A 17,198-nucleotide genomic window follows, 5' to 3' on the forward strand; every position below is an offset into this window, starting at 1 on the left:
TTTCGGCCGCCCCCGGCCGGGGTCCTTCCTGATACGCGCAGCTAGCAAGTTACAAGGCTACCGCTAGACCAACGTCCGGCAGTTCCCGACGGTCACCGGCCGGCCGTCCGCCCGGGCCGGCCGAAACTCTGGCCACGTCGTGACCGGGTGTGCCTATGGTTGAGACCGTGATCACACCGACCGAGCGGTCAGTCGAAACCAATGGCGTGACGTTGCGAGTGACGGAGGCGGGTGAGCGCGGCAATCCGGTGGTCGTGCTCGCGCACGGATTCCCCGAGCTCGCGTACTCGTGGCGTCACCAGATTCCGGCCCTGGCTGCCGCCGGCTACCACGTACTGGCCCCTGACCAGCGCGGTTACGGCGGCTCGTCGCGGCCCGAGAGCATCGACGACTACGACATCACCAAGCTCACCGGCGACGTGGTCGGGCTGCTCGACGACATCGGCGCCGAGCACGCGGCCGTGATCGGGCACGACTGGGGCGCGGTGGTGGCGTGGAACGCCGCGCAGCTGCATCCGGATCGCGTGGCCGCGGTGGGCGGGCTCAGCGTCCCGCCGACGCCGAGATCCACCCGCCCGCCGACACAGGCCTTCCGCGAACTGGTCGGCGAGGGCAACTTCTTCTACATCCTGCACTTCCAGGAACCCGGGGTGGCCGACGCCGAGTTCGACGGTGACCCGGCCCGCGCGCTGCGCCGAATGTTCGGCGGTCTGCTGCCACCCGAGAACGAGGAGGCCGCGATGCGGATGCTGCGTCCCGGTCCCGAGGGCCTGATCGACCGGCTGCCCGAACCGTCGGCGCTGCCCGACTGGATCAGCACCGGCGAGTTCGACCACTACGTCGACGCGTTCACCCGCACGGGGTTCACCGGCGGGCTCAACTGGTACCGCAATTTCGACCGCAACTGGGAACTCACCGCGCATCTGGCCGACGCCAAGATCACCGTGCCTGCCCTGTTCCTGGCCGGGGCGGCCGACCCTGTGCTGGGGTTCGCACGGCCCGACCGGGCGCGCGAACTGATCACCGGGCCCTACACCGAGGTGATGCTCGACGGGGCCGGGCACTGGGTGCAGCAGGAGCGGGCCGAGGAGGTCAACGCCGCGTTGATCCGGTTCTTGCACGGGCTGGAGTTGCAGTGATGAGGCCACTGAACTTCGGGGTGTTCATCACGCCGTTTCACCCCGCGGGCCAATCCCCCACCACCGCACTGCAATACGACATGGACCGTGTGGAGGCGCTGGACCGGCTGGGCTACGACGAGGCGTGGTTCGGTGAACACCATTCGGGCGGTTACGAACTCATCGCGTGCCCGGAGGTGTTCATCGCCGCGGCAGCCGAACGCACACGCCACATCCGGTTGGGCACGGGCGTGGTGTCGCTGCCGTATCACCACCCGTTGATGGTCGCCGACCGCTGGGTGCTGCTCGACCATCTGACGCGCGGGCGGGTGATGTTCGGCACCGGCCCGGGCGCCCTGCCGTCGGACGCGTACATGATGGGCATCGACCCGGTCGACCAACGTCCGATGATGCAGGAGTCGCTCGAGGCGATCCTGGCACTGTTCCGCGCCGAACCCGGCGAGCGCATCGACCGCAAGACCGACTGGTTCACGCTGCGCGACGCCGCACTGCACATCCGCCCCTACACCTGGCCGTATCCCGAGATATCCACGGCGGCAATGATTTCTCCGTCCGGCCCACGACTGGCGGGCAAGCTGGGCACATCGCTGCTCTCGCTGTCGATGTCGGTGCCAGGCGGGTACGCCGCGGTCGAGACCACCTGGAACGTCGTGCGCGACGAAGCGGCCGCGGCAGGCCGGCCCGAACCCGACCGCGAGAACTGGCGGGTGCTGGGCATCGTGCACCTCGCCGACACCCGCGAACAGGCCATCGAGGACTGCACGTACGGCCTGCAGGACTTCGCCAACTACTTCGGCGCCGCGGGCTTCGTCCCGCTGTCGAATCAGGCCGAGGGCGGCGGCACACCGTACGAGTTCGTGGAAAACTATGCGTCCAAGGGCAACTGCTGCATCGGCACGCCCGACGACGCGATCGTCTACATCCAGGATCTGCTGGACCGCTCGGGCGGGTTCGGGACGTTTCTGCTCCTCGGCCACGACTGGGCGCCGCCCGCCGCGACGTTCCACTCCTACGAGTTGTTCGCGCGTGAGGTGATCCCGCACTTCAAGGGCCAGCTGACCGCGGCGCGCGCATCGCACGACTGGGCCAGGGGCATGCGCGATCAACTGCTGGGCCGCGCCGGGCAGGCCATCGTCAACGCGATCACCGAACACACGCAGGCACATCCCCGGACAGGGGCCGAGAAGGACAAGAACTAATGCGCGCCGCGGTCTTACGGCAGGGTCGCATGGTGGTGCGCGACGACGTCGCAGAACCGGTACCCGGCCCGGGTCAGGTGCTCGTCGAGGTCAAGGCGTGCGGAATCTGCGGGTCCGATTTGCATTTCGCCCAACACGGTGAGGATTTGCTCGCGTCGACCGCGCAGCTCGAGGGCGTCGCGAACCAGAACGACGACGTCGATCTGTCCCGGGACATCTTCATGGGCCACGAGTTCAGCGCCGAGATCCTCGAAGCCGGGCCCAGCACTGACACATACGCGCCCGGGACGCTGGTGACGTCGGTACCCGTGCTGATCTCACCGCAGGGCATGGACATGATCGTCTACAGCAACACCACGCTGGGCGGTTACGCCGAACGCATGCTGCTGTCGGCGCCGTTGCTGCTGCCGGTGCCCAACGGACTCGATGCCGGACCCGCCGCACTCACCGAGCCGATGGCCGTGGGCCTGCACGCGGTCAACACCTCGCGCATCGAACGAAACGAGACCGCGCTGGTGATCGGATGCGGCCCGGTCGGCATCGCGGTGATCGCCGCGCTGAAGCTGCTGGGTGTGGAAGACATTGTGGCGTCGGACTTCTCACCGACCCGTCGGCGACTTGCCGCGGCGATGGGCGCACATGTCACGCTCGATCCCGCACAGGATTCGCCGTTTCACCAGTGCAGGCCCGCGGTGGTGTTCGAAGCCGTCGGCGCACCCGGCATCATCGACGACATCCTGCGGCGCTGTCCGGCGGGCACGCGCGTGGTGGTGGCCGGGGTCTGCATGCAACCCGATACCGTGCATCCGCTGTACGCGGCCGTCAAGCAGATCAGCGTCTCGTTCGTGTTCGGCTACGACCCGGCCGAATTCGCGTCCTCGCTGCGGGCGATCGCCGAAGGTGACATCGACGTGCGGCCGATGATCACCGGATCGGTGCCGCTGGACGGAATGGCCGACGCATTCGACGAACTCGCCACACCGGACGCGCACTGCAAGATCCTCGTGACACCGTGACGGGCCGGTAGGGTTCGTGCCATGCCGATCGCTGTGAATGCGAAGAAGCGGGTCCGGGCACTGCTGGTCGGCGTGGCCGGCCTGGCGGTGCTGGCGGTGGGGGGTTGCGACGCGAGTTCGGGCCCCGTCGCCGGATCCGGTGATCCCCGACAGGTGACCGTGGTCGGGGAGGGCCAGGTCCAGGGTGTCCCCGACACGCTCACCACCAACGTGGCCATGGAGTTCATCGCCGCCGACGTCTCATCGGCGCTCAACCAGTCGAGTCAGCGCCAGCAGGCCGTGATCGACGCGCTCGTCGCCGCGGGCATCGACCGCAAGGACATCAGCACCACACAGGTCAGCGTGCAGCCGCAGTTCGGCACCGACGGCGCGTCCAACACCATCACCGGTTACCGCGCGAGCAACACGATCGACGTCAAGATCCGCGACCTCGACACCGCGTCACAGACGTTGACACTCATCGCCGAGACCGGCGGCGACGCCACCCGCATCAACTCGGTGGCGTTCTCGATCGAGGACGATTCGGACCTGGTGCGCGATGCCCGCGCGGAGGCGTTCAACGACGCGAAGAACCGCGCGCAGCAGTACGCCGACCTGTCCGGGCTGAGCCTCGGCGAGGTCATCTCGATCTCGGAGGAGTCAGGCTCGACCCCGCCGCGGCCGATGCCGCGCGCGGCGATGGAGGCCGTCCCGCTGGAACCCGGTCAACAGGCCGTGAACTTCTCGGTGACCGTGATCTGGGAACTCACCTGAGCGTCTAGTGCGTGTAGACCTTCGGGTCGAGCAGGCCGATGAACGGCAGGTCGCGGTAGCGCTCGGCGTAGTCGAGGCCGTAGCCGACGACGAACTCGTTGGGGATGTCGAACCCGACGTACTCGACGTCGATGTCGGTGCGCACCGCCTCCGGCTTGCGCAGCAGCGTGCACACCTTGAGCGAGCGCGGGTGCCGCGTGGCGAGGTTGCGCAGCAACCACGACAGCGTCAGGCCGGAGTCGATGATGTCCTCGACGATCAGCACGTCGCGGTCGTTGATGTCGCGGTCGAGGTCCTTGAGGATGCGGACCACACCCGACGACGACGTCGACGATCCGTAGCTGCTGACCGCCATGAACTCGAGCTGGGTGGGCAGCGGGATCGAACGTGCCAGATCGGTGACGAACATGACCGCGCCCTTGAGCACCGTGACCAGCAGGAGGTCGTCGTCCCCGAGGTTGTCCCGGTACTGGTCGGCGATCGCCGCCGCGAGCTCGGCGGTACGTGTCCGGATCTGCTCCTCGGACAGCAGTACCGACTTGATGTCTCCCGGATACATCTCGGTGGATTCGACAGCCACGTCCACAGCGTGCCACGTGAGGTCGCCGCAAACCAAGACGGCTGCCCGATACGCGCTCACACCGGTTCGGTGTAGAGCACCAACTCGCCGTGGCGCCGGCCCACGAACAACCGCTGACGGGACAGGTTCGAGCCGACCGCCACACCGCCCTGCCCGCGCCAGTCGGTGACCAACCGGTCCACCCCGCGGATCTGTACGTCGGTCAAATCGGTGCCGCCGTTGGTCAGAAGCCAGGCCCGGATCACGCGGCGCCGCACGGCACCGGGAAGCCCGGCCAGCACCTCGGTGTCGAGCCCCGGCGGGGTACGAGCCGAAGTCTGGGAAGTCTCAAGGGCCTGCCTCGCGATCTCGTCGAGTGTCTCGGTGTCCTCGCGCAGCGCGGTCGCGGTGCGCGCCAGCGCCTCGGCCACTCCCCCGCCGAGGACCTCTTCGAGCAGCGGCATCACATCGAGGCGCAGCCGGGTCCTGGTGAACCGCGGTTCGAAGTTGTGCGGGTCGTGCCAGGGTTTGAGCCCGAGTTCCTCGCAGGCCGCGTGGGTCACGGTGCGCCGGATGCCCAGAAGCGGCCGGTGCCACGGCGGATCGTGCGGACGCATGCCTGCGATGGACCGCGGCCCTGACCCGCGCGCGAGCCCCAGCAGCACGGTCTCGGCCTGATCGTCGAGTGTGTGGCCCAGTAGCACGGGCGCCCCGTCGCGCGCGGCCTGCAGCGCGGTGTAGCGCGCCGTGCGCGCGGCGGCCTCAGGCCCGCCGGAGCGGCCCACCACCACCGGGATGATCTCGGCGCCAACACATCCCACCGACAGCGCCTGCGCCCGAGCGGTCTCGGCCACCGCACGCGCCCCGGTCTGCAGGCCGTGGTCGACGATGAGCGCCGTGGTGGGACGCTCGGCCGCCGCGACCGCGGTGAGCGCAAGCGAGTCCGGCCCGCCGGACAACGCCACACACCAACGCTCGCCGTCGACCTGCGCTGCGAAATCGGCCACCGCCCGACGCAGCGTCGCTACAGCACGCGATCGATCCATCGCTGCGGTTCGTCGATCTCGGTTGGCAGCGGCAACGTCTCGGCGTTCGTCCACACGGTGTTGAACCGTTGCATCCCCACCGCGGACACCACGTGGTCGACGAACGCCTTGCCGCGGGTGTACTGACTGAGCTTGGCGTCGAACCCCAGAAGTGCACGCACGACGCGCTGCACCGGGGGCTGCTTGCGTTGCCTGCGTTCGTCGAAGCGCCGCCGGATGGTGCCCACGGTGGGCACCACGGCGGGGCCGACGGCGTCCATGACGTGATCGGCGTGGCCTTCCAGCAGCGTGCCCAGCACGAGCAGCTGGTCGAGCGCGCGGCGCTGTGGTTCGGCTTGCACCGCACGCATCAGCCCCAGGATCCCGGTCGAATTCGGTTCGGGCGCAGACCCGTTGGTGCCGCGCTGGTCACGCACATACTGCGCGAGGCGGCCGGCCAGTGCGGCGACATCGTCGCCCGCGTCCTGCGTGAGCACCGCGAGCGCCTGCGACATGTGGTCGGCCAGCCAGGGGTTGGCACGGAACTGCACGCGGTGGGTGACCTCGTGCAGGCACACCCAGAGGCGGAAATCGGCTGGGGCGACGCGCAGTTGGCGTTCCACCGAGATGACGTTGGGGTACACCAGCAGCAGTTCACCGCCGTCGGGGCCGAACGGGTCGTACTGGCCCAGGATGCCCGACGAGATGAACGCCAGCAAAGCGCCGGTCTGCGCGCCGGTGACGCGCCCGGTGATGAACCCGGGCTTGTCCCCGTTCGCGTCACTGTCCCCGGTGTCGCCGCCCGTGGTCATCACGCGCATCGACCGGGTGGCCGCGCGGATCCAGGCGGGACGGTCGACGACACGGGCCTCGGGCACCTCGGCGCCCTCGTTGAGACCCGTGACCTCGCGGACGGGCAGCTCGGCGGCGCGTGCGCTCTCGGAGAGCTGATCGATGGCCTGGCGGCGCGTGTAGTCGGTCGAAGGCGGTTCGGGCCGCGCGAGCTTGGCGCCGACGGATGCGGCGAAATCCCAGTCGACCGCGCGGCCCGCGGTCATGGTGGGCCGGCTCATGCGCCGCATCCGCAGCTGCGCAGCACCGCGGCGAGCCCGTCGATCGCGGTGCGTCCGGTGGGCCCGGCTTTGTTGGAGATCAGCGCGAACGTGAGCACCCGGCCGCTGTGGTCGGTGACGATGCCTGCCAGCGCGTTGGTTCCGGTCAGCGACCCGGTCTTGGCGCGCAGCCACCCCGCTGCGGCACGGCCGGCGTCGGTGTCGAGGTAGCGGTTGGACAGGGTGCCGCTGCCACCGGCGATGGGCAGCAGGTCCACCAGCGGCCGCAGAGCGGGCTGGGTGTGTCCGGCAGCGGCGTTGACCACCTCATCGAGGGTAAGCGCGGTCAGCCGGTTGTCGACCGACAGGCCGCTGGAGTCGACGAGCTTGGCACCCGAGGTGTCGATGCCCACGGATCGCAGCTGGGTCAGCACCGCCCCGACGGCACCCTCGAAGCTCTGTGGCCGGCCAAGCGCCTCGGCGACCTCACGGGCGATCGACTCGGCCATCACGTTGTCCGACTCGTTCATCATCTGCCGCAGCCGCTCGATGAGCGGCGCCGACTGCACCTCGGCGATTGTGGTGCCGCCACGCATGCCGGACGGCATCAGCGTCACCGACTCCGGTTCGACGCCCAGTGCAGCGGCCAGCGCCTTCCCCGCGTCGAGCGCGGGACTCTTCGACCGCCGCGATTCCACGGTGGTGGGCTGTGTGCGCCCGCCGTCGAGCATCACCGATTCCATGGGGGCGATGTCGCCGCCGTCGATGTCGGCCGGGTCCCAGCCGGGTGCCATGGTGGGGCCGCTGTACGCGCTGGTGTCGACGCGCACACGGGTCACGCGAATGCCGCGTGCGCGGACCTGGTCGGCGAGGTCGCTGATGCGGGCCGCACCCTTGTACCAGGTGTCGGTGCCCTTCGGCGCGGCCGAGAGTGTGGTGTCGCCGCCGCCGCGCAGCACCACCAGGCCGGGTTGGTCGTCGGCGGCGACCACCGTGGTGGTGAGCCGCGCATCGCGGTCGAGGGTCAGCAGCGCGGCCGCGGTGGTGAGCACCTTGTTGACCGACGCGGGCTGCATGGGCACGCGCGCACCCTGTTCCCACAGCTCGGCGCCCGTGTCGGCGTCGGTGATGCGGCCTGTGATCAGACCCAGATCGGGGTTTGCCAGCGCGGCCGCAAGGGCGGTCGCCAGCCCGCGGCGCGTCGGTGTGGGCGCCGACAGGTCGACCGGTACGACGCCGGGATCGGCGGTGGCAGGCGGCGGGGCGGGCGGCACGGCCTCTGCCGCGTCCGAGTGTTTGCCGGTGAACAGGGCCGCGGCGGCGACGACGGCGACGACGAGCGCGAGCACCGCAACACCTACCGCCACGTGGGTGGACCGTCTCCACCGAGTGGGCCGCATACTTCCCCTGCTCTCGATCGACCTTGGTGAGCCACCCCTGCGCGTCAGCCTATCGCTCATCTAAGGTTGGCCCGGCGGGGTCGTCCCCGCGTCGTCTGACAAGACGATCCCAGTCTGATTGCACATGCGAAGGAGCCGCGACGGTGGAGTTCGACGTCGTCATCGAGATCCCGAAGGGTTCACGCAACAAGTACGAGGTGGATCACGAGACCGGCCGGGTCAAGCTGGACCGGTACCTGTACACCCCGATGGGTTATCCCACCGACTACGGCTTCTTCGAGAACACCCTGGGCGAGGACGGCGATCCGCTGGACGCGCTGGTGCTGCTGACCGAGTCGGTGTTCCCCGGTTGCGTTGTCGAGGCGCGCCCGGTCGCGATGTTCAAGATGACCGACGAGGCGGGCGGCGACGACAAGCTGCTGTGCGTGCCTGCCGGTGACCCCCGCTGGGACCACATCCAGGACGTCGGCGACATCTCGCAGTTCGAACTCGGCGCCATCAAGCACTTCTTCGTGCACTACAAGGACCTCGAGCCCGGCAAGTTCGTCAAGACCGCCGACTGGGTGGGCCGCGCCGAGGCCGAGGCCGAACTGCAGCGCTCGGTCGAGCGGTTCAAGAGCTCCGGGCACTGATTTAGCCCGCAGTTAACACACCGTAACGCCGCTGTTCAATGCGGCTCCGATGATCATCGTGTGTTGATGCATCAGGGCATGGGGCTCGAGGCGTACAACGCGCTGCCGCTGCGCCGAGCCGTGCACGCGGTGTTCGAGTGCTGCTGCTGCGTGACGCTGGCCACCGATCTCGCGAAGGGGCGTCCCTACCCGGATCACGCTTCGCTGTTCGCCAAGGCCGACGAGCTGTTGTTCAGCCTGGGTGAGGCGTCGATGGACACGATCCTGCAGGCCTACCCGTGTGTGGGCAGCCGCCCGCACAGCGAGAAGTCCCGCGGCGAGCAGTGCGCGGTATGGGACGCCGACGCGACCGTGATGGCGCAACTGGACGAGGCCGCCCGGCGGTACTGCGAGCGGTTCGGGTTCGGGTTCGTGATGTACGTCGGCGACTCGTGTGCCCGCGATGTGCTCGCGGCCATGGACCTGCGGCTGCACAACGATCACGAAACCGAGCGCAAGGTGGTCCGCAACGAACTGTCGCGGATCAACCGCGCGCGCCTGGAGCGCATGCTGGGTCCCGAGGGCGGTTACGACAACTGGTGCCCGGACTGACGATCCATACGGTCTATCTGGTTCACCAGGGGCTCGCCGCGCTGCAGGCGGCCGATGTTGGCCGCGATGTCGTCGGCCCGTGCCGCGAAGGTGTCGGCGGTGACCCCGGAGACGTGCGGTGTCATGAGCACGTTGGGCAGCGTGTCGAACGGTAGATCGCTGGGCGTGCCGTCGCCGTCGGGGCCCGGGTAGCGGTACCACACGTCGAGCGCCGCGGCCGCGATCGTGCCCGCGGACAACGCCTCGTACAGCGCGGATTCCACCACGAGCGGCCCCCTGCCCACGTTGATCAACACCCCTGAGGGTCCCAGCGCCCGCAGTTCGTCCGCGCCGATCATGCCGACCGTGCGCTCGGTGAGCGGCGCGCACACCACGACCACGTCGGATTCGGTCATCAGCGCCGTGAGCCTGCCGGTGTCGCCTGCCCAGCGCAGCCCCTCGGCGGCCGCGTCGACACGGCCGGTGCCGGTGACCGCGACCGCTTCGGACCCGAAGGCGCGCAACAGTTTCCAACTGGTGCGGCCGATGTGCCCGAATCCGATGTAACCGATGCGCGCATCCCGCAGTGTGCGTGGCTGCGGGATCTGCCGGTCGTAGCCCGGGGTGGCCCATCGTCCCGTCCGCAGCGCACGGTCCTGCGCCAGGAAGTCCCGGCGCAGCAGCACCGCGGCACCCGCGATGTACTCGGCGATCGACTCCTCGTGGTGGAAGGTGTTGGCCACCAGGGTGTCCGCGCGCAGGTGCGCGAAGTCGATCTTGTCGGTCCCCGCCCCGTTGACGTGGATCAGCCGCAACCGGTGCGCGGCGGCCGCCATGTCGGCGGTGAACCTGCTGCCCACGTAGACATCGGCGTCCGGTAGGTCATCGAGGATCCGGCTGTCGCCGGGTTCGCGCCAGCACACGGTGACCCCGGCGGGCAGGGCGGCTTCCAGCCGGGATCGGTGCGGCAGGAGGTGGGCGTCGGCGACCAGAACGTGCATGATCGTCACTTCCTCTGCAGAGCAGGACGTTTGGGGTCGAATGTCCAGCCGGGGATCAGGTACTGCATCGCGACGGAGTCGTCGCGCGCGCCGAGCCCCTCGGCCAGATACAGCTCGTGTGCGGCCGCGACGCGGTCGTCGTCGAGTTCCACCCCGAGCCCCGGCGCGGTGGGCACGTCGAGGTATCCGTCGACGATCTCGAAGGGCTGCTTGGTGATGCGCTGCCCGTCCTGCCAGATCCAGTGGGTGTCGATCGCGGTGATGTCGCCGGGCGCGGCGGCCGCGACGTGGGTGAACATCGCCAGCGACACGTCGAAGTGGTTGTTGGAGTGTGAACCCCACGTCAGGCCCCAGGCGTCGCAGATGGCCGCGACACGCACCGATCCGCTCATGGTCCAGAAGTGCGGATCGGCCAGCGGGATGTCCACGGCGCCCGCGCGGATCGCGTGGCCGAGTTCGCGCCAGTCCGTGGCGATCATGTTGGTGGCCGTCGGCAGCCCGGTGGCCCGTTTGAACTCGGCCATCACCTCGCGCCCCGAGAACGTGCCCTCGGGGCCGACGGGATCCTCGGCGTAGGCCAGCACATCGGTGAGCTGCCTGCACGTGACGATCGCGTCGCGCAGCAGCCAGCCGCCGTTGGGATCGAGCGTGATCCGCGCGTCGGGGAACCGTTCGGCCAGCGCGGTGACGGCCTTGGCCTCCTCCGCCGCGGGCAGCACGCCGCCCTTGAGCTTGAAGTCGCCGAACCCGTACCGCGCGCGGGCGGCCTCGGCCAACCGGACCACGGCCTCCGGGGACAACGCCTCGTCGTGGCGGATGCGCTGCCACTCGTCGGCGCCCGCGGGCTCGTCGTCGGGTGAGCGGTACGGCAGATCGGTGCGGTTGCGGTCGCCCACGAAGAACAGATATCCGAGCGCCTGCACGCGGTTTCGCTGCTGACCGTCGCCGAGCAGTGCGGCGACCGGCACGCCGAGATGCTTGCCCAGCAGGTCCAGCAGTGCCGATTCGACCGCGGTGACGGCGTGCACCGTGACCCGCAGGTCGAAGGTCTGCGCGCCCCGGCCGCCGCTGTCGCGGTCGGCGAACGCGCCGCGGATCGCGGCGAGCGTGGCGTGGTACTCGCCGATCGAACGGCCCACCACGAGTGGCGTGGCGTCGGTGAGGGTCCGGCGGATGGCCTCGCCTCCCGGCACCTCACCGACACCGGTGTTGCCGTCGGAATCCGTGAGTTTCACGAGGTTCCTGGTGAAGTAGGGCCCGTGTGCGCCACTGAGGTTGAGCAGCATGCTGTCGTGCCCGGCGACCGGGATCACGGTCATCTCGGTGACCACCGGGGTCGTGCCGTGTGCGGTCATGTGTCCTCCTCGATGAGTGTCGGGTTCACGCGAACCACTTGTCCCCGTTGGCCACCGGGCGCACGACACGCGACACCTTGTCGCACACCATGCGCAGCGCGTCGACGATCTCGCGTTCGTGTTCGGGGGTGAGCCGCGACAGCGGCACCGACGCGCTGATCGCGTCCTGCGCGGGTTGCCGGTAACGCAGCGCCACCGCGAAACACTTTGTGCCCAGCGTGTTCTCCTCGTTCTCGGTGGCATAGCCGCGTACCCGCGCCTCGCCGAGAGCGTCGTCGAGAACCGCGCGGTCGGTGATGGTGTGCGGCGTCAACGGAGTCAGGGTCTGCGGGACGTGGGCATCGAGGTCGGCGCCGAACCGCTCGGCCAGCAGGGCCTTGCCCAGTGCGGTGGTGTAGGCAGGCAACCGGCGGCCCACCTTGTTGGTGGTGCGCACGTACTGCCGGGACTCGCGCGTGGCCAGGTAGACGACGTCGTACCCGTCGAGGCGCGCGAGGTGGAACGTCTCGTCGAGTTCGCCGCGCAGATCGTCGAGAAACGGTGTGATCAGCGGCAGATACGGGTCGGCGTCCAGGTAGCTGGTGCCCACCAGCAGCGCGCGGATCCCGATGCTGTACTGCGTACCCGCCTCGTCCGATCGCACCCAGCCCTGCGCGACGAGCGTGCGCAGCAGCGCGTGCGCGGAACTGCGTGGCATGTCCAGCGCCGCGCAGATCTCCCGGATGCGTGTGGGCCGGTCCGGCCGGGCCGCGAGGTACTCGAGCAGTTCGACGGTGCGGACCGCCGATTTCACCTTGCGCACCGAAACGGCGTCATCGGTTGACAATTCATCCCCCCATCAACTGTCGGACGATCAGGATCACCGCACCGAGAGTCGAGATCGCGATCGCGGCCCGGCGCTGCCGGTTGCGGTCCAGATGCCGGTTGACCCAGCGGGACAGCGCGTATCCCACGGCCACGGCGGGGATCAGCAACGCGAACATCACCAGGGTGTGGCGGTCGATGGCGCCGGTCGCCGCCAGAACCGCGAGCGAGAGCACCGAACCCACCAGGAAGAACCCACTCATCGTGCCGCGCAACCGCGCGCCGGTGCTGTTCTGCCACACCAGCGCCATGGGTGGGCCGCCGATGGCGGTGGCGGTGCCCAGCACGCCCGACGTCGCGCCGGCCAACACGAGGTTGCGGCGGTGTGGAGCGGGCATCCACCCGAGGCTCGTCACCGCGACGCCCGTGAGCACCACGGCCGCCAGCGCGAACGCGAGCGCCTTCTCGGGCAGCGCCATCAGCAGCAGTGCACCGAGAACGGTTCCGGGCACGCGTCCCAGCAGCGCCCACCCGGTCCCGGACAGGTCGATCGACTCGCGTTCGCGGATCACGACCAGCAGGGTGACCGCGGTGGCCAGCATGATGAGCGTGCCGGGGATCAGCGCGGGATCCACGATCGCGACCACGGGCGCGGCGAGCATGCCCATGCCGAACCCGATCGAGGCCTGCATGCACGACGCCAGCAGGATCGCCGCGGCGACCACCGCATAGCCCGCGACTGTCACGCCGGGACCGACATCGCGTGGTGCATCGGGTGATGGCACTCGGCGATGTGGGCACTGCCGTCTGTTTCCTCCGCCGGCTCGACCGCGTGCGGCGGGGTGGTCTGTGCGCAGATGTCGGTGGCCTTCCAGCACCGGGTGCGGAACCGGCATCCCGACGGCGGGTTCAGCGGCGACGGGACCTCTCCGGTGAGCAGGATCCGTTCACGCCGCTGCGTGGCATCGAGTTTCGGCGCGGCCGACATCAGCGCCGCGGTGTAGGGGTGGCCGGGCCGGTTGTAGACGTCCTCGGTGCGTCCGGATTCGATCATCCGGCCCAGGTACATGACCGTGACCCGGTCGGCCACGTGGCGGACCACCGACAGGTCGTGCGATATGAAGATGTAGGAGATCTGCAGTTGCTGCTGCAAATCGTTGAGCAGGTTGAGCACCTGCGCCTGCACCGAGAGGTCCAGCGCCGACACCGGTTCGTCGCAGATGATCACGTCGGGATCCAGCGCGAGGGCGCGGGCGATGCCCAGGCGCTGCCGCTGACCGCCCGAGAACTCCTGCGGGTACTTGTCCGCGGCGTGTGCGCTCAGTCCGACCATGTCGAGCAGCTCGCGCACCCGCGCGTCGCGGTCCGAACGGCGCGGGTACATCGTCTTGTGGCTGCGCCACGGTTCGGCGATGATGTCGGCCGCGGTCATGCGGGAGTTCAGCGACGCGTACGGGTCCTGGAACACCATCTGCACGCGGCGGCGGTAGGCCAGCAGGTCCTTGCCGCGCAACCGGAACGGATCGACCCCGTCGAACGTGACGGTGCCCGCGTCGGGCCGCTCGAGCATCATCAGCGTGCGCGCCAACGTCGATTTGCCGCAACCGGATTCGCCGACCAGGCCGAGCGTCTCGCCGCGGTCGAGGTGCAGGTTGATGCCGTCGAGCGCCACCAGACGGTTCTTGCCCGCGACGCGGAACGACTTGCGCAGGTCGCGCACCTGCAGCAGGTGTTCACTCATGGTGTTCTCCTCCCGTTCCGCCTGCCGCTCGATCGGAAAAGTGGCACGCGGCGCGGCGATGCTCGCCTTCGAGCACCGGCCTGGTGGTCACGCAGATGTCGGCAACGTGCGGGCAGCGGTCCTGGTAGACACAGCCTTTCGGGATCGCGCTGAGCTCGGGCGGCGCCCCGCCGATCGACGCCAGCGCCTCGCCGCGCACCGCGCTGACCGGCACCGAGTCCAGCAGACCTTTGGTGTAGGGATGCGCCGGGTTGGCGAAAACCTCGGCCACCGGGCCGGTTTCGACGATCTGTCCGGCGTACATCACCGCGACGCGGTCGGCCTCCTCGGCCACGAGCGCCAGGTCGTGGGTGATCAGCACGACCGCCATGTGGTATTCGGTGCGCAGGTCCCGCAGCAGCGCCATGATCTGCGCCTGCACTGTGACGTCGAGCGCGGTGGTCGGCTCGTCGGCGATCAGCACGGTGGGGTTGAGCGCGACGGCCATCGCGATGAGCAGGCGCTGGCGCATACCGCCGGAGAACTGGTGCGGGTAGTCGTGCAGGCGCGACTCGGGTTGCGGTATCCCGACGCGTTCCATCAGTTCGACGGCCTTGTTCCGGGCCTCCCTGGCACTCAGTCCCCGGTGGATGCGGAACGGTTCGGCCAGTTGGGTTCCCACGGTGTAGAGCGGGTTGAGCGCGGTGAGTGCGTCCTGGAACACGATGGCCAGTTCGGTGCCCGCGAGTGCGCGGCGAGTCTTGCGGTCGGCGCTGATCAGGTCCACCTCGCCGAGGTGCGCGGTGCCCGCCGAGACGCTCGCGACGGGTTCGAGCAGGCCGACCAGCGCGGTGGCCGTCATCGACTTGCCGCACCCGGATTCGCCGAGAAGCGCCAGGGTTTCGCCGCGGTGCGCCTCGAACGACACGTGGTCGACCGCGCGCACCGTGCCGGACATGCTGCGGATGTCCACACACAGTCCGTCGACCTTGAGCGCAGGATCGGCCAGCACGGCGGTGGTGGACCGGTTCGCAGGTGAGGTCATGACAGAGCCCTTCCGGTCTTGGTGAAGCGGGACAGCCGCTTCTGCGGCACGGTGAGGCGCCAGCGCTGTCCCGGATCGGTGGCGATGCGCGCCCATGCGGCGAGAATCGTGGCCGATACCGTGGTGATCACGATGGCCAGGCCAGGGAAGAACGACAACCACCACGCGGTGTGCAGGTAGGTGCGCCCCTGCGCGACCATCAGGCCCCAGCTCACGTCGGGCGGCTGGATGCCGATGCCCAAGAAGCTCAGTGAGCTCTCGGCCAGCATGACGTAACAGAAGTCGAGGGTCGCGACCGTCAACAGCGTGGGCAGCACGATCGGCACGACGTGGCGCGTGATGATCGACGTCGCGCCCGCCCCGAAGGTGCGTGCGGCGTCGACGAACACGCGGCTCTGCAGCTCGGCGGACTCGGCGCGCGCGGTGCGCAGGTACACCGGGATCCGCGTGATCGCCAGCACCAGGATGATGTTGGCCGCGCTCGGTGAGAACACGTACAGCACCACCACGGCCAGCAGCAGCGACGGGAAGCTCATGATCACGTCGGCGATGCGCATCGCGACGGTCTCGCGCCAGCCCCGGTGGTACCCGGCCCACATGCCGATCGCCGATCCGATGACAGCCGAGAGCATTACGGCGGGAACGGCGACCGAAAGGGTCGTGCGACTCGCGACGACAAGGCGCGCGAGCATGCTGCGGCCCAGCGGGTCGGTGCCCAGGATGTCGGCCCACCCGTGGGCGAGACTGAACGGCGCGGCGTTGGAGTTGTCGAGGTCGATGTCGGTGGCGAGATCTCCGACCAGCATGGGGCCGAAGATCGCGGTGAGGAACACCAGGCCCAGTACGCACGCGGCGGTCGCCGCAACGCGGTCGTTGCCGAGCATCCGCAGCAGCGCCGCGCGGGACCGGCGCCGCGCGGGACCGGTGTCGCCGACGATGGCGGTGGTCGGCTTCGCCGGAACCAGATCGATCTGTGTACTCATGGCGGCTCCTAGACCTTTGCCGGTTCCCGCACCCGGGCGTCGAGCAGTGCGTAGCAGGCGTCGATGAGGATGTTGAGGACGAAAATGCTGACGGCGGTGAGCAGTACGGCGGCCTGCAGCACCGCGAAGTCGCGTTGCAGGATCGCGTCGATCATCAGCTTGCCGATGCCGGGCCAGCCGAAGATGGCCTCGACCACCACGGCGCCGTTGACGAGGCCGACCGCCAGGTCACCGGCCACGGTGAGCGCGGGTGCGGCCGCGTTGCGCAGCGCGTGGTGGCTCACGACGCGCACGTCGCCGGCACCCTTGCTGCGCGCCAACCGGATGTAGGGCGCCGACAGTGCCGAGACCATCGCGCCGCGCACCACCTGGGTGAGTACGCCGAGTGGGCGGATCATCAGCGTCGCGATCGGCAGGATCCACGACAACACACCGCTGTCGACCCCCGAGGTGGGCAGCCAGCCCAGCAGCACCGCGAACAGCCACACCCCGGTGATGGCGAACCAGAAATCGGGGATCGACGCCGCGGTCATCGACAGCAGGCTGGAGAACCGGTCGGCCAACGAGTTGGGCCGGTAGGCGGCCCAGCAGCCGATCACGACGGCGCCGAGGATCGCGAGAAGCATTGTGGTGAGGGCCAGTTGCAGCGTGGCGGGGAACGCGCGCAGCGCCATCTCGGCGGCCGGTTCCCCGGTGCGCAGCGACGTGCCGAAGTCCAGGTGGACGACGCCCTTGAAGTAGTCGAGCAGCTGGGCCCCGACGGACTGGTCGAATCCGTTGGCGGCGCGGAACTCCGCTCGCTGTTCAGGCGTCGCGGATTCCGGCAGGTACAGGTTGGTGGGATCCCCGGTGAGACGCGCCAGCAGGAACACCCCGAGCAGGACGATGATCAACGGCAGGGCGCTGGTGTACATCCTGCGCCGGACGAATGGGAGCATGCTCGAA

18 protein-coding genes are annotated in these 17,198 nt (G+C 69.2%); 6 read left to right on the forward strand and 12 right to left on the reverse strand.

Annotation, left to right across the window (positions count from 1 at the left end; all coding sequences use genetic code 11):
• The first annotated feature begins 167 nt into the window (after positions 1 to 167).
• The 4 genes from AT701_RS29865 to AT701_RS29880 are packed head-to-tail and all read left to right on the forward strand — an operon-like array spanning position 168 to position 4,107.
• Positions 168 to 1,139, forward strand: coding sequence for an alpha/beta fold hydrolase (locus tag AT701_RS29865; protein ID WP_058127764.1), 972 nt, complete (start codon positions 168 to 170; stop codon positions 1,137 to 1,139).
• Positions 1,136 to 2,338 (forward strand): LLM class flavin-dependent oxidoreductase, encoded by a 1,203-nt coding sequence (locus AT701_RS29870; RefSeq protein ID WP_162267883.1) that lies wholly within the window; start codon positions 1,136 to 1,138, stop codon positions 2,336 to 2,338. The genes AT701_RS29865 and AT701_RS29870 overlap by 4 nt, the downstream gene beginning before the upstream one ends.
• Entirely contained in the window at positions 2,338 to 3,354 is a 1,017-nt protein-coding gene (locus tag AT701_RS29875; protein ID WP_011731043.1) for a zinc-binding dehydrogenase, read from the forward strand. The genes AT701_RS29870 and AT701_RS29875 overlap by 1 nt, the downstream gene beginning before the upstream one ends.
• Before the next feature lie 21 nt (positions 3,355 to 3,375).
• Positions 3,376 to 4,107: an SIMPL domain-containing protein gene (locus AT701_RS29880; protein WP_003897510.1), complete on the forward strand. Its 732-nt coding sequence runs from the start codon at positions 3,376 to 3,378 to the stop codon at positions 4,105 to 4,107.
• A gap of 4 nt (positions 4,108 to 4,111) precedes the next feature.
• Here the strand turns inward: AT701_RS29880 and hpt are convergent, their stop codons facing one another.
• From hpt to dacB, 4 genes are all read right to left on the reverse strand, one after another.
• On the reverse strand, positions 4,112 to 4,666 hold the full coding sequence (gene hpt, locus AT701_RS29885; RefSeq protein ID WP_003897511.1) for a hypoxanthine phosphoribosyltransferase: 555 nt from the start codon (positions 4,664 to 4,666) through the stop codon (positions 4,112 to 4,114).
• A gap of 77 nt (positions 4,667 to 4,743) precedes the next feature.
• The gene (gene tilS / locus AT701_RS29890; protein WP_058127134.1) at positions 4,744 to 5,712 is read right to left on the reverse strand and encodes a tRNA lysidine(34) synthetase TilS; all 969 of its coding nucleotides are present in this window, start codon (positions 5,710 to 5,712) and stop codon (positions 4,744 to 4,746) included.
• Positions 5,691 to 6,764 (reverse strand): Rv3626c family coenzyme F420 biosynthesis-associated protein, encoded by a 1,074-nt coding sequence (locus tag AT701_RS29895; RefSeq protein WP_058127765.1) that lies wholly within the window; start codon positions 6,762 to 6,764, stop codon positions 5,691 to 5,693. Before AT701_RS29895 ends, tilS begins: the two co-directional genes overlap by 22 nt.
• Entirely contained in the window at positions 6,761 to 8,143 is a 1,383-nt protein-coding gene (dacB, locus tag AT701_RS29900) for a D-alanyl-D-alanine carboxypeptidase/D-alanyl-D-alanine endopeptidase (RefSeq protein ID WP_058127135.1), read from the reverse strand. The genes AT701_RS29895 and dacB overlap by 4 nt, the downstream gene beginning before the upstream one ends.
• A 143-nt stretch (positions 8,144 to 8,286) precedes the next feature.
• Between dacB and AT701_RS29905 the strand changes: the two genes are divergently transcribed.
• Together AT701_RS29905 and AT701_RS29910 are read left to right on the forward strand one after the other, a co-directional pair.
• Complete coding sequence (locus AT701_RS29905; RefSeq protein WP_058127136.1) at positions 8,287 to 8,775, forward strand: inorganic diphosphatase; 489 nt, start codon at positions 8,287 to 8,289, stop codon at positions 8,773 to 8,775.
• A 60-nt stretch (positions 8,776 to 8,835) separates the two neighbouring features.
• Positions 8,836 to 9,366: a 2-oxo-4-hydroxy-4-carboxy-5-ureidoimidazoline decarboxylase gene (locus AT701_RS29910; protein ID WP_003897516.1), complete on the forward strand. Its 531-nt coding sequence runs from the start codon at positions 8,836 to 8,838 to the stop codon at positions 9,364 to 9,366.
• Here the strand turns inward: AT701_RS29910 and AT701_RS29915 are convergent.
• Genes AT701_RS29915 through AT701_RS29950 form a run of 8 tightly spaced genes read right to left on the reverse strand, consistent with a single transcriptional unit; the run spans position 9,342 to position 17,191 of the window.
• Positions 9,342 to 10,346 carry a 2-hydroxyacid dehydrogenase gene (locus AT701_RS29915; RefSeq protein WP_058127766.1) on the reverse strand — a complete coding sequence of 335 codons (1,005 nt, stop codon included), beginning with the start codon at positions 10,344 to 10,346 and terminating at the stop codon, positions 9,342 to 9,344. The two genes, AT701_RS29910 and AT701_RS29915, sit on opposite strands and share 25 nt — an antisense overlap.
• A gap of 5 nt (positions 10,347 to 10,351) precedes the next feature.
• Positions 10,352 to 11,701 carry an enolase C-terminal domain-like protein gene (locus AT701_RS29920; protein ID WP_058127137.1) on the reverse strand — a complete coding sequence of 450 codons (1,350 nt, stop codon included), beginning with the start codon at positions 11,699 to 11,701 and terminating at the stop codon, positions 10,352 to 10,354.
• Between the two features lie 25 nt (positions 11,702 to 11,726).
• Positions 11,727 to 12,527 carry an IclR family transcriptional regulator gene (locus AT701_RS29925; RefSeq protein ID WP_003897519.1) on the reverse strand — a complete coding sequence of 267 codons (801 nt, stop codon included), beginning with the start codon at positions 12,525 to 12,527 and terminating at the stop codon, positions 11,727 to 11,729.
• A gap of 1 nt (position 12,528) precedes the next feature.
• A complete protein-coding gene (locus tag AT701_RS29930) occupies positions 12,529 to 13,251 on the reverse strand; it encodes a sulfite exporter TauE/SafE family protein (RefSeq protein ID WP_011731052.1) in 723 nt (240 codons plus the stop codon).
• Positions 13,248 to 14,246 (reverse strand): ABC transporter ATP-binding protein, encoded by a 999-nt coding sequence (locus tag AT701_RS29935; protein WP_011731053.1) that lies wholly within the window; start codon positions 14,244 to 14,246, stop codon positions 13,248 to 13,250. The genes AT701_RS29930 and AT701_RS29935 overlap by 4 nt, the downstream gene beginning before the upstream one ends.
• Positions 14,239 to 15,270 (reverse strand): ABC transporter ATP-binding protein, encoded by a 1,032-nt coding sequence (locus AT701_RS29940; protein ID WP_058127138.1) that lies wholly within the window; start codon positions 15,268 to 15,270, stop codon positions 14,239 to 14,241. Before AT701_RS29940 ends, AT701_RS29935 begins: the two co-directional genes overlap by 8 nt.
• Positions 15,267 to 16,253, reverse strand: coding sequence for an ABC transporter permease (locus tag AT701_RS29945; protein WP_058127139.1), 987 nt, complete (start codon positions 16,251 to 16,253; stop codon positions 15,267 to 15,269). Before AT701_RS29945 ends, AT701_RS29940 begins: the two co-directional genes overlap by 4 nt.
• 8 nt (positions 16,254 to 16,261) lie before the next feature.
• On the reverse strand, positions 16,262 to 17,191 hold the full coding sequence (locus tag AT701_RS29950) for an ABC transporter permease (protein ID WP_058127140.1): 930 nt from the start codon (positions 17,189 to 17,191) through the stop codon (positions 16,262 to 16,264).
• Positions 17,192 to 17,198: the final 7 nt, after the last annotated feature.

It is taken from the genome of Mycolicibacterium smegmatis, assembly GCF_001457595.1.
Lineage (GTDB): Bacteria > Actinomycetota > Actinomycetes > Mycobacteriales > Mycobacteriaceae > Mycobacterium > Mycobacterium smegmatis.